This is a genomic window from Ottowia beijingensis, assembly GCF_042680925.1.
Lineage (GTDB): Bacteria > Pseudomonadota > Gammaproteobacteria > Burkholderiales > Burkholderiaceae_C > Ottowia > Ottowia beijingensis.
Genome location: NZ_JBHUEP010000006.1, coordinates 371,498 through 384,855, shown reverse-complemented (window position 1 = coordinate 384,855; position 13,358 = coordinate 371,498). Strand labels below are relative to the sequence as shown.

At 68.4% G+C, this 13,358-nt stretch carries 13 protein-coding genes and 1 tRNA gene; 4 read left to right on the top strand and 10 right to left on the bottom strand.

What is annotated here, in order from left to right; translation table 11 throughout:
* Window positions 1–76 precede the first annotated feature (76 nt).
* Entirely contained in the window at window positions 77–1,045 is a 969-nt protein-coding gene (locus tag ACFSCU_RS09015; protein WP_180549711.1) for an NAD(P)-dependent oxidoreductase, read from the bottom strand.
* A 98-nt stretch (window positions 1,046–1,143) separates the two neighbouring features.
* On the opposite strand from ACFSCU_RS09015, the gene galU reads away from it, so the two are divergent.
* Window positions 1,144–2,031: a UTP--glucose-1-phosphate uridylyltransferase GalU gene (gene galU / locus ACFSCU_RS09010; protein WP_180549712.1), complete on the top strand. Its 888-nt coding sequence runs from the start codon at window positions 1,144–1,146 to the stop codon at window positions 2,029–2,031.
* Here the strand turns inward: galU and ACFSCU_RS09005 are convergent, their stop codons facing one another.
* The 3 genes from ACFSCU_RS09005 to cysM form a co-directional block, all read right to left on the bottom strand.
* The gene (locus ACFSCU_RS09005) at window positions 2,032–2,259 is read right to left on the bottom strand and encodes a sulfurtransferase TusA family protein (RefSeq protein ID WP_377560475.1); all 228 of its coding nucleotides are present in this window, start codon (window positions 2,257–2,259) and stop codon (window positions 2,032–2,034) included.
* 14 nt (window positions 2,260–2,273) lie between these two features.
* On the bottom strand, window positions 2,274–2,822 hold the full coding sequence (locus ACFSCU_RS09000; protein ID WP_180549714.1) for an NUDIX hydrolase: 549 nt from the start codon (window positions 2,820–2,822) through the stop codon (window positions 2,274–2,276).
* Between the two features lie 67 nt (window positions 2,823–2,889).
* Window positions 2,890–3,792, bottom strand: a complete 903-nt coding sequence (cysM, locus tag ACFSCU_RS08995; RefSeq protein WP_180549715.1) for a cysteine synthase CysM — start codon at window positions 3,790–3,792, stop codon at window positions 2,890–2,892.
* Between the two features lie 39 nt (window positions 3,793–3,831).
* Here cysM and ACFSCU_RS08990 point away from each other — a divergent pair.
* Window positions 3,832–3,916 (top strand) — tRNA-Leu (locus ACFSCU_RS08990).
* A 46-nt stretch (window positions 3,917–3,962) separates the two neighbouring features.
* Here ACFSCU_RS08990 and ACFSCU_RS08985 read toward each other — a convergent pair.
* The 4 genes from ACFSCU_RS08985 to ACFSCU_RS08970 form a co-directional block, all read right to left on the bottom strand.
* The gene (locus ACFSCU_RS08985; RefSeq protein ID WP_377560473.1) at window positions 3,963–5,372 is read right to left on the bottom strand and encodes an APC family permease; all 1,410 of its coding nucleotides are present in this window, start codon (window positions 5,370–5,372) and stop codon (window positions 3,963–3,965) included.
* A complete protein-coding gene (locus tag ACFSCU_RS08980) occupies window positions 5,369–6,322 on the bottom strand; it encodes a class I SAM-dependent methyltransferase (RefSeq protein WP_377560472.1) in 954 nt (317 codons plus the stop codon). Before ACFSCU_RS08980 ends, ACFSCU_RS08985 begins: the two co-directional genes overlap by 4 nt.
* Before the next feature lie 172 nt (window positions 6,323–6,494).
* On the bottom strand, window positions 6,495–7,772 hold the full coding sequence (locus ACFSCU_RS08975; protein ID WP_377560471.1) for an acyl-CoA dehydrogenase family protein: 1,278 nt from the start codon (window positions 7,770–7,772) through the stop codon (window positions 6,495–6,497).
* Window positions 7,773–8,091: 319 nt separating this feature from the next.
* Window positions 8,092–9,009 (bottom strand): NAD-dependent epimerase/dehydratase family protein, encoded by a 918-nt coding sequence (locus ACFSCU_RS08970; RefSeq protein ID WP_377560470.1) that lies wholly within the window; start codon window positions 9,007–9,009, stop codon window positions 8,092–8,094.
* A gap of 48 nt (window positions 9,010–9,057) precedes the next feature.
* Here ACFSCU_RS08970 and ACFSCU_RS08965 point away from each other — a divergent pair, with 48 nt between their 5' ends.
* Both ACFSCU_RS08965 and ACFSCU_RS08960 read left to right on the top strand, forming a co-directional pair.
* Window positions 9,058–10,098: a CDP-6-deoxy-delta-3,4-glucoseen reductase gene (locus ACFSCU_RS08965; protein WP_180549718.1), complete on the top strand. Its 1,041-nt coding sequence runs from the start codon at window positions 9,058–9,060 to the stop codon at window positions 10,096–10,098.
* Between the two features lie 290 nt (window positions 10,099–10,388).
* Window positions 10,389–11,354 carry a Bug family tripartite tricarboxylate transporter substrate binding protein gene (locus tag ACFSCU_RS08960; RefSeq protein WP_377560468.1) on the top strand — a complete coding sequence of 322 codons (966 nt, stop codon included), beginning with the start codon at window positions 10,389–10,391 and terminating at the stop codon, window positions 11,352–11,354.
* A gap of 498 nt (window positions 11,355–11,852) precedes the next feature.
* On the opposite strand, the gene ACFSCU_RS08955 is transcribed toward ACFSCU_RS08960, so the two are convergent.
* Both ACFSCU_RS08955 and ACFSCU_RS08950 read right to left on the bottom strand, forming a co-directional pair.
* Window positions 11,853–12,569 carry an ABC transporter ATP-binding protein gene (locus ACFSCU_RS08955; RefSeq protein ID WP_180549719.1) on the bottom strand — a complete coding sequence of 239 codons (717 nt, stop codon included), beginning with the start codon at window positions 12,567–12,569 and terminating at the stop codon, window positions 11,853–11,855.
* 1 nt (window position 12,570) lies between these two features.
* The gene (locus ACFSCU_RS08950; RefSeq protein WP_180549720.1) at window positions 12,571–13,344 is read right to left on the bottom strand and encodes an ABC transporter ATP-binding protein; all 774 of its coding nucleotides are present in this window, start codon (window positions 13,342–13,344) and stop codon (window positions 12,571–12,573) included.
* Window positions 13,345–13,358 lie beyond the last annotated feature (14 nt).

The following is a 13,358-nucleotide window of genomic DNA, read 5'->3' as shown; positions in this document are numbered from 1 at the left end:
GAATTCCTCGCAGGACGTTCGAAAGCAGCTATAAAAAACATACTGATTGCAGGGCAACCGCCGCCCCTTGCGCCGCTCAGGCCAGCGGCATCGGCTCGCTGTCGGTGGGCCCGAGCTGGCTGTGCAGTTCGCTCAGCAGCAGGGTTTCGTGAATGCGGTCGGCCAGGTACCAGCTGCCGCGCAACTGCGATTCCTGCGTGAACGGTGCCAGGCGCGGCGTGATGCGCAGGTTGGTCAGGCCGTGCAGCGGCGAGTCGGGCGCGGTCAGCCGTTCGTCGTCGCTGTCCATCATGAAGGCACTAATGCGGCCCGAGCGCAGGGCGCCCGCCAGCGCCGGCAGGTCGAACAGCGACGGCCGGCTGATGCTGGTCCACAGCTGGCCCGGCTTGCAGGATTCGAGCACACGCTCGCTCACCAGCCCGCGGTAGCGCGAGGCGTAGATGGTCTGCACCGACACCGCGTCGGCCACCTCCAGCATGTCGGTCAGCGCCATCGGCTGCACGCCCAGGCGGCGCCACAGCTCGGCGTTGCGGTGCACCGCCGGGTCGTAGCCGACCACACGCACGCCCAGCGGCACCAGCATGGTGGCCAGCACGTGCGCCGGCGGCGCCAGGCCGAACAGCGCGATCACGCTGTCGTTGATCTCGCGCCCCGGATGGCCCCGCGAGCGCGGGTCGCCGTCGCCGCGCCGGCGCACGCCCTGGCGGAACAGCGACAGCAGGCTGAGCAGCAGGTATTCGGCGCTGGCGCGCACCGTGGCGCTGGAGGCCTGGATGACGCGCACGCGCCGCTTCTGGCAGGCTTCGAAGTCGATGTTCTCGGTGCCGTCGTGGATGCGGCCCACGGCCGCCAGGTGCGGCGCGGCGTCGAGCAACTGGGTGTTGATCTTCAGACGGGGCGGCACCACCAAAGCGTTGACGCGCTGCAGGCGCTGGTGCAGCAAGCCCTCATCGTCCAGCAGCTCTGGCCGATAATCGACCTGATGCCGGGCTGCCAGCCACTGGCGCGCGTCGGTGGCCAAATCCTCCAGCAGGAGAATGTCCAAGCGTTCCTCTCTGATTTTCTGTCGTTCTGTGCGCTGACCGGCGCCGCACGCCCGCATCAACCGCCTGCACAGCACTTTACCATCCGGTTTATTCGCCCATGCACACCACCCGTCAGGTCAACACCGCCGTCTTTCCCGTCGCCGGACTCGGCACGCGCTTTCTGCCCGCCACCAAGGCCAGCCCCAAAGAGATGCTGCCCATCGTCGACAAGCCGCTGATCCAGTACGCGGTGGAGGAGGCCTACGCCGCCGGCGTGCGCCACATGGTGTTCGTCACCGGCCGCAGCAAGCGCGCCATCGAAGACCATTTCGACACCGCCTACGAACTGGAGAGCGAGCTCGAGGCCGCCGGCAAGCACGAGCTGCTGAAGGTGGTGGAAGCCGTGGCGCCTGACGACATGGACTGCACCTACGTGCGCCAGCACCGCTCATTGGGCCTGGGGCATGCCGTGCTGTGCGCGGCACACATCGTGGGCGAGCAGCCGTTTGCCGTGCTGCTGGCCGACGACCTGATGGTCGGCCCGCCCGGCGGCCAGCCGGTGCTGGCGCAGATGGCCGACGCGTTCGAGTCGCTCGGCCGCTCGGTGCTGGCGGTGCAGGAGGTGCCCGAGGACCAGGTGCGCCGCTACGGCATCGTGGCCGGCGCGGCGGCGGGCGAGCGGCTGATCAGCATCGAGCGCATCGTCGAGAAACCCGCGCCCGAGGCCGCGCCCTCGCGCATGGGCGTGGCCGGGCGCTACATCCTCACGCCGCGCATCTTCGACGAGATCCGCAACCAGCCGCCCGGCGCCGGCGGCGAAATCCAGCTCACCGACGCCATCGCGCGCCTGATGACCAAGGAGCGCGTCTACGCTTACCAGTACAGCGGCAAGCGCTACGATTGCGGGAGCAAAGAGGGTTTTCTGGAAGCCACCGTTGAACTGGCGCTGCAACACCCCGAGATGGGTGCGCCGTTCCGCGATTACCTGAAGACGCTGAAGCTCTGATCAGCGCCGGCGCAGGATGTGCGCCGTGGTGTTGCCTTCGGTGGTCTGCTCGACCAGCTCGTTGCCGGTCTGCCTGGCAAAGGCCTCGAAGTCGCGCACGGCACCGGGGTCGGTCGACAGCACCTTCAGCAACTGGCCGCTCTGCAGTTCGGCCAGGCCTTTCTTGGCCTTCAGGATGGGCAGCGGGCAGTTCAGCCCCCGTGCGTCGACTTCTTTGGCGATATCCATGCAGCGATTGTGCGTCAATCCAGCCCGCGGCGCCGCTCGGCGTTTTCCTCGGCGGTGAAGAACACCGGCTCGTGCCCGCGCGCGCGCAGCCAGTCGGCCAGCGCATAGCCGGTGCCGGCGGGCCAGCACTTCAGCTCGGGCAGGTCGTACAGGCGGTAGTCGATCAGTTCGGGCGAGAGCTTCACTTCGCCGGTGCACACGGTGTGGAAGGCGATGATGACCTGGTTCATGCGCTGGAAGTCGTACACGCCCACCAGATCGAGCGACTGCACGTCGAGGTTTGTCTCTTCCTTCACCTCGCGCGCAATGCCCTCCTGCGCCGACTCGCCCGCCTCCATGAAGCCGGTGATCAGCGCGAACATCTTGGCCGGCCACAGCGCATTGCGCGCCAGCAGCACCTGGCCTTGGTATTCGACGATGGCGGCCAGCACCGGCGTGGGGTTGTTCCAGTGCGTGAAGCCGCAGCCGGCGCAGCGCAGGCGCTCGACGATGCCGCTGTCTTCCTGCATGGGCAGCATCTCCAGCGGCGTGGCGCATTGGGGGCAGTAGTTCCAGCGGGTCATGGTTGCTTTTGTATTGATAGCTGCCTGCGCCCGCCAGATGCGCGCTGCAGGCCGATTTCGTTCAAATTCAGGCCGGGAACACGCCGGTCGACAGGTAGCGGTCGCCGCGGTCGCACACCACGAACACGATGGTCGCGTTCTGCTCGCGCGCCGCGATCTGCTGCGCCACCCAGGCCGCACCGCCCGACGAGATGCCGCCGAAGATGCCCTCGCGCCGCGCCAGCTCGCGCGCCATGTCCTCGGCGTCGAGCTGGTCCACCAGCACCAGCTCGTCCACCGCCTGGGGGTCGTAGATCTTCGGCAGATACTCCTCGGGCCACTTGCGGATGCCCGGAATGCGCGAGCCTTCCGACGGCTGCGCGCCGATGATCTGCACCTTCGGGTTCTTCTCTTTCAGAAAGCGCGACACGCCGGTGATGGTGCCCGTGGTGCCCATGGCGCTGACGAAATGCGTGATGCGCCCGCCGGTCTGCTCCCACAGCTCGGGGCCGGTGGTCTCGTAGTGGATGCGCGGGTTGTCGGCGTTGGCGAACTGGTCCAGCACGCGGCCCTTGCCCTGCGCCACCATCTTGTCGGCCAGGTCGCGCGCATATTCCATGCCGCCCGAGCGCGGCGTCAGGATCAGCTCGGCGCCGAAGGCCTTCATGGTCTGCGCGCGCTCGACCGACAAGTCCTCCGGCATGATCAGCACCATGCGGTAGCCCTTGATGGCCGCCGCCATGGCCAGCGCGATGCCGGTGTTGCCGCTGGTGGCCTCGATCAGGGTGTCGCCGGCCTTGATCTCGCCGCGCTCCTCGGCGCGCTGGATCATCGACAGCGCCGGGCGGTCCTTCACCGAGCCGGCGGGGTTGTTGCCCTCCAGCTTGGCCAGCACCACGTTGCCGCGTGCGGCGTTGTCGTCGGCGTTCACGCGCTGCAGGCGCACCAGCGGCGTGCGGCCGATGGCGTCTTCGATCGTGGGGTAGTTCATCGGATGCACTGTGCCATAATTTCCAGCTTGCCTTGCGCAGCCCGGGTGGCGAAATCGGTAGACGCAGGGGATTCAAAATCCCCCGCCGCAAGGTGTGCCGGTTCGAGTCCGGCCCCGGGCACCACCAACGTGAAAAAGCCGCAGGTTCTCAGCAGAACCTGCGGCTTTTTTCATCGCCGCCGGTCGATGGGCACCGTGGCCGCCGCCGGCACCGCGGGGCCACCGCCGCGCGCCTCCAGCCACAGCAGGATCACCGCCCCCACCGCCAGCACGCCCACGCCGGCCAGCGCGCCCGCCTTCACGTAAACCACCGACGACCACAGCATGTAGCCGCACACCGCAGCAAACAGCAATGGCATCAGCGGGTACAGCGGCACCCTGAAGGGGCGCGGCGTGTCGGGCTCCTTGCGGCGCAGCACGATCAGCGCCAGCGTGCACAGCAGGAAGAACAGCCAGAACACCGGCGCCGTGTAGTCCACCATGGTCTGGAAACCGCTGCGCAGGCTGGCGCCGAACACCACCAGCACCAGCGCGAAGGCCGACTGCGCGTACAGCGCCGCCGCCGGCACGCCGCGGTCGCCCTCCCAGCGGCCCAGCGCGTGCAGCGCGGCCCAGTCGCGGCCCACGGCGAAGTTGGTGCGCGCGCCGACGATCATGGTGGCGTTGATCGAGGTGAGCGCCGCCACGGCCACCATCACGGCGATCAGCGTCTCGCCCGTGCGCCCGAACGCCACGCCCAGCAGATCGGCCGCCACCGCCTCGCTTTTCGCCATGCCCTGCAGGCCCAGCCCGTACACATAGGCCAGGTTGACCAGCAGGTACAGCACGGTGATCAGCGTGATGCTGATGACCAGCGCGTGCAGGATGCCGCGGCGCGAGCCGCGCAGCTCGGCGCTGAGGTAGGCCGCCTCGTTCCAGCCGCCGAAGGTCAGCAGCACGAACACCATGGCCAGCCCCAGCATGCCCAGGGCCGGCGCGGCCGAGCCGCCACCGGCGCCCTCGCCTGCCGTCGCCACCGGCATGGTGTGGCCCGCATCGCCCCACAGCCACAGCCCGGCCACCACCACCAGCACCAGGCCCAGCACCTCGGCCAGCGTCAGCCAGCTTTGCGCGCTGGCGCTGGCGTGGATGCCGCGCGCGTTGACCCAGGTCAGCACGATCACCGCCAGCGCGCCCCACACCGCCGAGCTGTAGGCCCCCAGCGGCACGATGGCGCCCATGTAGTCGCCGAACACGAAGGCCAGCATGGCGATGGAGCCCGTGGTGATGACCGCGAAGCGCGCCCACGCGAACAGGAAGGCCACGCGCCTGCCATACGCCCGGTGCAGGAAGTGGTAGTCGCCCCCCGCGTGCGGCCAGGCCGCCGCCAGCTCGGCGTAGCACAGCGCGCCGATGAGCGAGATCACCCCGCCCGCCAGCCAGGCGGCCATCATCCAGCCGGTGGAGCCGGTGAACTGCGCCACCAGCGAGGGCGACTTGAAGATGCCCGCGCCGATGACGATGCCGACGATGATGGCGATGGCCTCGCGCAGGCGCAGCGTCTGCTGCGGCTGGATGGTTTCTGCGTCGGCGCGGCTCATTCGGTCCCCAGCGATTCGGCCTCGTGCTCGGGCGCGGGGCCGGCGCCGTCGAAGGGCGGTGCCGCACCCAGCCGGCGGGCGCTGAACGGCTGGCGCGCGCCGTTGTTGGTGAAGTCGTACACCGAGCCTTCCATGCGGTCGCCCGCCACGCGGCCGACGAAGCGGCGCAGGTGGCCGTCCTCGTCGGTCAGGTCGAACGACAGGCGCTCGCCCAGCAGCTTGCCGTCGCTCGGCAGTGCCGTGAAGTCCTTGAACAGCGCTTCGCCGGTGACGTACTGGAAGCGCTGCGTGAACGACATGCGCACGGTGCGCGGGCCGCTTTGCTGCGGAAAGCTGAACTCCCAGTCGCCGCCCGCGTTGGCCGGCACCAGCCACAGGTGCACCGAGGCATGCCCGACCTTGGCGCTTTCGTCCGGGCGCCAGCGGCCCATGCGGAACTCGTGCGACACCACGCGCGTGCCCGGCTTCAGCGCCAGGATGCGGTGGCGCAGCCGCAGGTTCAGGTGCGGCAGCAGGTACATGGTGATGACCGTGGCCTGGCTGAAGTCCGACTCGAAGATGTCGGCCTTCTCGAAGCGCGCGCGGTCGGCCACCTTGGCCTGCTGGGCGCGGCGGCGCGACAGCTCGACCATGTCGGGGTTGTATTCGATGCCCAGCCCCCGTGCGCCCTCGCGCGCGGCGGCGATGACGATCTTGCCGTCACCCGAGCCGAGGTCGATCACGTAGTCCTTGGGCGTGACCTGCGCCATGCGCAGCATGCGGTTGACCAGCGTGTCGGGCGTCGGGATCCAGATCACGTCCTTGCCGGACTGGCCGCGCTCCGGCTCGTAGGTGACGGCGCCGGTCTGCGCCCACAGCGCCGGTGTGCCCAGCAGGCCGCCCAGGGCGATGGCGCCGGAGCCGGTCAGCAGCTGGCGGCGCCGTGCGCCGAAGGCGTCGAGAGGGGTCATGCGTTGAAGTTCCTTGACATCAGGGGTTGGGGTGGACTCACCCAGACAGACCGTCTGCGCGGCCAGCCCGCAAGCCTGACGGCCCGCGGCCCGGGATGAAAAATAGCACGGCTTTGCCCGAGCGCCGCCGCAGCCTATTGCCGCCCGCGGCCGCCGCGCCGGGCGGCTGGCGTCACACGGCGTCGCCAGCGCTGTCGGGCGGCATCCAGCGCTGCAGCTGCAGCACGTTCTCGCCCCGGTGGGCGCGGCTGCGGGCCAGCTCCTGCCGCGCCACGGTGCGCAGGTGCACCTCGTCGGGGCCATCCAGAAAGCGCAGGGCGCGGCCCCAGCTCCACAGCGCGGCCAGCGGCGTGTCGGGCGTCAGGCCCACGGCGCCGAACACCTGCATGGCGCGGTCGATCACCGTGGTCTGCAGGCGCGCGGCCACCAGCTTGATGGCGGATACGTCGGTGCGCGCGGCCGCGTTGCCTTCCACGTCCATGCGCCAGGCGGCGCGCAGCACCAGCAGGCGCGCCTGGTCGATCTCGATGCGGCTCATGGCGATCCAGTCCTGCACGTTGGCGAAGTCGGACAGGTGCCTGCCGAAGGCCATGCGCTCCAGCGCGCGCTCGGCCATCAGCTCCAGCGCCAGCTCGCACTGGCCGATGGTGCGCATGCAGTGGTGCACGCGCCCCGGCCCCAGCCGCGCCTGCGCCATGGCGAAGCCGTCGCCTTCCGATCCCAGCAGGTTGGCGGCCGGCACGCGCACGTCGCGGAACAACAATTCGCAATGCCCCTCGATGGCCTGGTGCTGCATCACCGGGATGTTGCGCACGATCTCCAGCCCCGGCGCATCCATGGGCACCAGCAGCATGCTGTGGCGGCGGTGCGCGGGCGCGTCGGGCGAGGCATCGGAGATGCCCATCACGATGGCCAACCGGCAACTGGGGTGCGCCGCGCCGGTGATGAACCACTTGCGGCCGTTGAGCACGTAGCTGTCGCCATCACGCGCGATGCGCGTGCCCAGGTTGGTGGGGTCGGACGAGGCCACGTCGGGCTCGCTCATGGCAAAGCATGAGCGGATGGCGCCTTCCATCAGCGGTTCGAGCCACTGCGCACGCTGCTCCGGCGTGGCGAACAGGTGCAGCAGCTCGATGTTGCCGGTGTCGGGCGCGCTGCAGTTGAACACCTCGCTGGCCCAGGGCACGCGGCCCATGATCTCGGCCAGGGGCGCGTATTCCAGATTGCTGAGGCGCGTGCCGGGTTCGCCCTCTTTCAGGCCCGGCAGGAACAGGTTCCACAGGCCGGCTTCGCGCGCCTGGCGCTTGAGCGGCTCGATCACGTCGAGCGGGTAGACACCCGCATCGGCCCAGCGGTGCCAGTCGCGGTGCGAGGGCAGGATCAGGTCATCCATGAAGCGCTGCACCTGGCTTTGCAGCGCCTGCACGCGGGGCGGGTAAGCGAAGTCCATGCGGTCACTCTACGCCCTTCGGGGGTGGCGGCGCAGTCCTGTCGAAGACAGCATTACTACAAATAAAGTAGCTTCTGGCGCCCTCCGCAAGCCATTTTCAGATACTTTTCTCTTGAATTCGTTGCTGGATGGGCGCTGGCCACTATCAAAACAGATTGATCATCAAGAAGTCTCGGATGACGCGCGGACGCCATCCGCTGTGGGGGAGCGGGCTTGCCCGCGATCAGGCGTTCGTGGCGACGAGGCGCCTCATCGCGGGCAAGCCCGCTCCCACAACACGGTCTGAGGCTTCTTGATAGTCAAGCAAGACGGTGGTCATTCAGGCAGGCGCCAGCCCGGTGGCCACCGTCGGATAGCGCAGGCGCAGGCGCAGCTCCTGCTTCAGCCGGCGGTTGTGCATGCGGCGCGATTCGCGCATGAAGGACAGCTGCACCGCGCTCAATTGTTCCGTTGCCTGCGCGCGGCTGATGCGCGGCGGCCGTGGCAGGCCGTACAGGTCGGCCGCTTGATCGAAGTAGTCGCCCATCCGCAGGTCGCTGTCGTCGCTGGCGTGCACCACGCGCTGCGGCTTGCCGCGCCACAGGGCGGCCAGCACGGCGCGCGCCAGGTCGTCGGCGTGGATGTGGTTGGTGAACACGTCGTCGGCTGCCGCCAGCACGGGTGTGACGCGCTGCAGGCGCTCGCGCGGCGTGCCGTTAGGGCGATCAGCGGCGTAGATGCCGGGAATGCGCAGGATGCTGGCGCGCACGCCCGCCGCGCGGCCGAAGGCGCGCACCTGGCCTTCGGCGGCCACGCGGCGGCGTGCGCGGGCGGTCTGCGGGTTCAGGGCGCGCGTTTCGTCGATCCACGCCCCGCCGCAGTCACCGTACACACCGCTGGTGGAGCCGTAGACCAGCGCCGCCGGCACGCTGCGCCGCGCCAGCACGCGCAGCAGTGCCTGCGTGCGCGCATCGCCCTCGCCTTCGCCCGGCGGGGGTGCCAGGTGAATCACGTGCGTGGCGATGCCGGCCAGTCGCCGCAGGCTGGCTGTGTCGTCCAGGTCGCCCGCCAGCGGCGTGATGCCCTGCGCGCGCAAGGCGGGCGCCGCCGCGGCATCGCGCACCAGCGCCAGCACGCGCACACGCGGCGACAGCCGCCGCGCCGCGCGCTGCCCCACGTCGCCGCAGCCGACGACGAGCACGCGCACGCGCCTGAAGCGCGCCGGCAGCGCACCGAGGGGAGTCTGGTTTGAGGGCAAAATTGGCCGGTTCAGCGGGGTGGAAGTCCCCGCGAGGATACTCAAGCCATGACCTACACCATCACCGTGCAACCCAGCGGCCGCAGCTTCGAGGCCGAACCGGCCGAAACCATGCTCGCCGCCGGCATCCGCCAAGGCATCGGCCTGCCCTACGGCTGCAAGGACGGCGCCTGCGGCTCGTGCAAGTGCAAGAAGATTTCGGGCACCGTCACCCACGGCCCGCACCAGGACAAGGCGCTCAGCGCCCAGGAAGAGGCCGACGGCTACGTGCTGACGTGCTGCGGCACCGCCACCAGCGACGTGGTGCTGGAATCGCGCCAGGTCACGCACGCGGGCGCCTTCCCGATCAAGAAGATGCCGGCGCGCGTGGCGACGCTCGAAAAGCTGTCGCCCGACGTGGTGCGCCTCAAGCTGCAGTTGCCCGCCAACGACATCATCCAGTACCACGCGGGCCAGTACGTCGAGTTCATCCTGCGCGACGGCGCGCGGCGCAGCTACAGCATGGCCAACGCGCCGCACACGCTGATCGAAAGCGGCGCGCCGATGGTCGACCTGCACATCCGCCACATGCCCGGCGGCAAGTTCACCGACCACGTGTTCGGCGCGATGAAGGAGAAGGAAATCCTGCGCATCGAGGGGCCGTACGGCAGCTTCCACCTGCAGGAATCGCCCAAGCCCATCGTGCTGCTGGCCTCGGGCACGGGCTTCGCGCCCATCAAGGCCATCATCGAGCACATGCAGTTCATGGGCATCACGCGCGAGGCCGTGCTGTACTGGGGCGGCCGCCGCCCGCACGATCTGTACATGGACGAGTGGGTGAAGGCCCGCTGCGCCGAGATGCCGCACCTGAAGTATGTGCCGGTCGTCTCCGACGCGCTGGCCGAGGACGGCTGGAGCGGCCGCACCGGCTTCGTGCACCTGGCGGTGCTGCAGGATTTCGCTGATCTTTCAGGCCACCAGGTCTACGCCTGCGGCGCGCCCATCGTGGTCGATTCGGCGCGCAAGGACTTTGTCGAGAAAGCCGGCCTGCCCGAGCACGAGTTCTTCGCCGACGCCTTCACCAGCGAAGCGGACAAGTTGAGCGTGTGAAGTGCGGCGCATGCGTGCCGACTCTTCTTTTGATAGTGGCTTGCGCTGGATGGAAGCCATTTTCAAGAACAAATGACCTGAATTCATTTTTTGGCAAGCGCCAGCAGCTATCATTTTTTGACTATCAAGAAGTCTCAGATGACGCGCGAACAGCATCCGCTGTGTGGGAGCGGGCTTGCCCGCGATGAGCCGACTCGTCGCCACGAGGGCCAGATCGCGGGCAAGCCCGCTCCTACAACGCCGTTCGAGACTTGTCGCCGATCCGGCATTTTTTAACTTGGAGTTCCCTGATGCAACGACGCCATCTGCTCATCACCACCCTCGCCCTGGCTGCCAGCACGGCGGCCTTCGCGCAGTCCGCCAAGCCGATTCGCCTGATCGTGCCCTATGCCCCCGGCGGCCCGCTGGACGTGACGGCGCGCGCGCTGGCCGAACAGGTGAAGGATTCGCTGGGCACCGTCATCGTCGAGAACAAGCCCGGCGCCGGCGGCAACATCGGCAGCGACTACGTGGCCAAGGCCACGCCGGACGGCAGCGTGATCGGCCTGGCCGCCGTGGCCACGCACGCCATCAACCCCTGGCTGTTCAGCAAGATGCCCTACGACGCCGCCAGGGACTTTGCCCCCATCACGCAGATGGTGCGCGTGCCCAACGTGCTGGTGATGAACGCCGACACCGCCGCGCGGCTGAAGATCAACACGCTGGCCGACCTGATCGCGTATGCCAAGCGCAACCCCGGTCAGCTCAACTACGGCTCGGGCGGCAACGGCTCGGCCGGGCACCTGGCGGGCGAGATGTTCAAGCAGGGCGCGGGCGTGTTTGCCGTGCACATCCCCTACAACGGCGCCAACCCGGCGCAGCTGGCGCTGGTGTCGGGCCAAGTGGATTTCAACATCGACAACCTGGCCTCTGCCGCGGCCAACATCAAGGCCGGCAAGCTGAAGGCGCTGGCCGTGACCCCCGCCAAGCGTTCGCCCATGCTGCCGGGCGTGCCGGCCATGGCCGAGACGCTGAAGGGCTTCGAGGTCGACACCTGGTGGGGCCTGGCGGCGCCCGCCGGCACGCCGAAGGACGTGATCGACAAACTCAACACCGCCTTCACCGCCGCGCTGAAGAGCCCCGAGACGCAGCAGCGCTTTGCCATGCTGATGGCCGAGCCCGTGCCCACCACGCCCGAGCAGTTCGGCCAGCTCATGCAGCGCGAGCGGGCGCGCTACGAGCCGGTGGTCAAGCGCTCGGGCGCCAAGGTGGACTGATACGGATTGGCTTTCAATAAAGCTTGACCATCAGGAAGTCTCGTTCCGCCTCCACTTGAAAACGTGAACAACCGTCGTCCCGGCGAAAGCCGGGATCCAGGTGTTCTTGCACACGCCGTCTGGATTCCGGCTTGCGCCGGAATGACGAATTTCTGGCTGTCTTGATCGGGAATTGGAATCAGATGCCGCGCGGATCGCATCCGCGGTGTGGGCGCGGCCTTGCCCGTAACGGGGCATCTCGTCGCCACCAACGCTTGATCGCGGGCAAGCCCGCTCCTACAACGCTGCCTGAGACTGGTGACGCATCAAGCAACACGGCCCTGCCGACGATGTGAGAGCAGTTGGGCGGGGCCGGGGACAGGCATATACTCACCACCATGCAGGCCGCCAGCACCCGCCAATCAAGCGCAAGAAGAACATACTCCCCTCTTCTTCTGGCGCCGATGCGCAGCCCGGTGATTGAATCAAGCCCGGCCTGGCAGGGCTTGCCAGCACCGCCTACTCGCCCAGATACGCCGCGCGCACCTTCGGGTCGGCCAGCAGGTCCTTGCCGGCGCCCGTCATGCTGATGAGGCCCGATTCCATCACGTAGCCGCGGTCGGCCAGCGCCAGCGCGCGGCTGGCGTTCTGCTCGACCAGCAGGATGGTGACGCCCTGCGCGTACACGTCGCGCACCACCTCGAACACCTTGTCGACCATGATGGGCGACAGGCCCATCGATGGTTCATCGAGCAGCAACAGCTTGGGCCGGCTCATCAGCGCGCGGCCCATGGCCAGCATCTGCTGCTCGCCGCCCGACATGGTGCCGGCCAACTGGTCCTTGCGCTCGCGCAGGCGCGGGAAGATGGTGAACACCTTCTCGATGTCGGCGGCGATGCCGGCCTTGTCGTTGCGCACGTAGGCGCCCATGTGCAGGTTCTCGGTGATGGTCATGCGCGTGAACACGCCGCGCCCTTCCGGCACCATGGCCAGGCCCTGCTTTACCAGGTCCCACGGGCCCTGGCCCTTGATGGACTTGCCCAGGTATTCGATGTCACCGCCGGCCAGCGGCAGCGTGCCGGTGATGGCCTTCATGGTGGTGGTCTTGCCGGCGCCGTTGGAGCCGATCAACGACACCAGCTCGCCCTCGCGCACCTCGAAGTCCACGCCCTTGACGGCCTGGATGCCGCCGTAGGCCACCTGCAGGCCCGATACTTTCAACAGGGTCTGGGCCATCTCAATGTCCTCCGGTGCCCAGGTAGGCCTCGATCACTTTTTCGTTCTTCTGCACGTCGGCCGGCGTGCCCTCGGCAATCTGCTTGCCGTAGTCGAGCACCGTCACGCGGTCGCACAGGCCCATCACCAGCTTCACGTCGTGCTCGATCAGCAGGATGGTGCGGTTGTCCTTGCGGATGCGGTCGATCAGCTCGCGCAGCTGCACCTTCTCGGTGGCGTTCATGCCGGCGGCGGGCTCGTCCAGCGCGATGAGCTGGGGGTCGGTGGCCAGCGCGCGGGCAATCTCCAGCCGGCGCTGGTCGCCGTACGACAGCGTGCGCGAACGGAAGTGCGCGTACTTGCCGATGCCCACGTAGTCCAGCAGTTCCATCGCACGTTCGGCGATGGCTTCTTCCTCGGCCTTGAAGCTGGCGGTGCGGAAGATGGCGCCGAACAGGCCCGAATGGGTGCGCACGTGGCGGCCCACCATCACGTTCTCCAGCGCCGTCATCTCGGCGAACAGGCGGATGTTCTGGAAGGTGCGCGCGATGCCCGCCCGGGCCACGTCGTGCACGGCCTGCGGCTTGTAGGGCTTGCCGCCCAGCTCGAAGCTGCCGCCATCGGGCGTGTACAGCCCGGTGATGACGTTGAAGAAGGTGGTCTTGCCGGCGCCGTTGGGGCCGATCAGGCCGTAGACCTGGCCGCGCTGGATGGTGATGCCCACGTCCGACAGGGCCTGCAGCCCGCCGAAGCGCTTGGACACGCCCTGGACGCGGAGTACGGTATCGCTGCTCATGGTGCTCGTCCTCG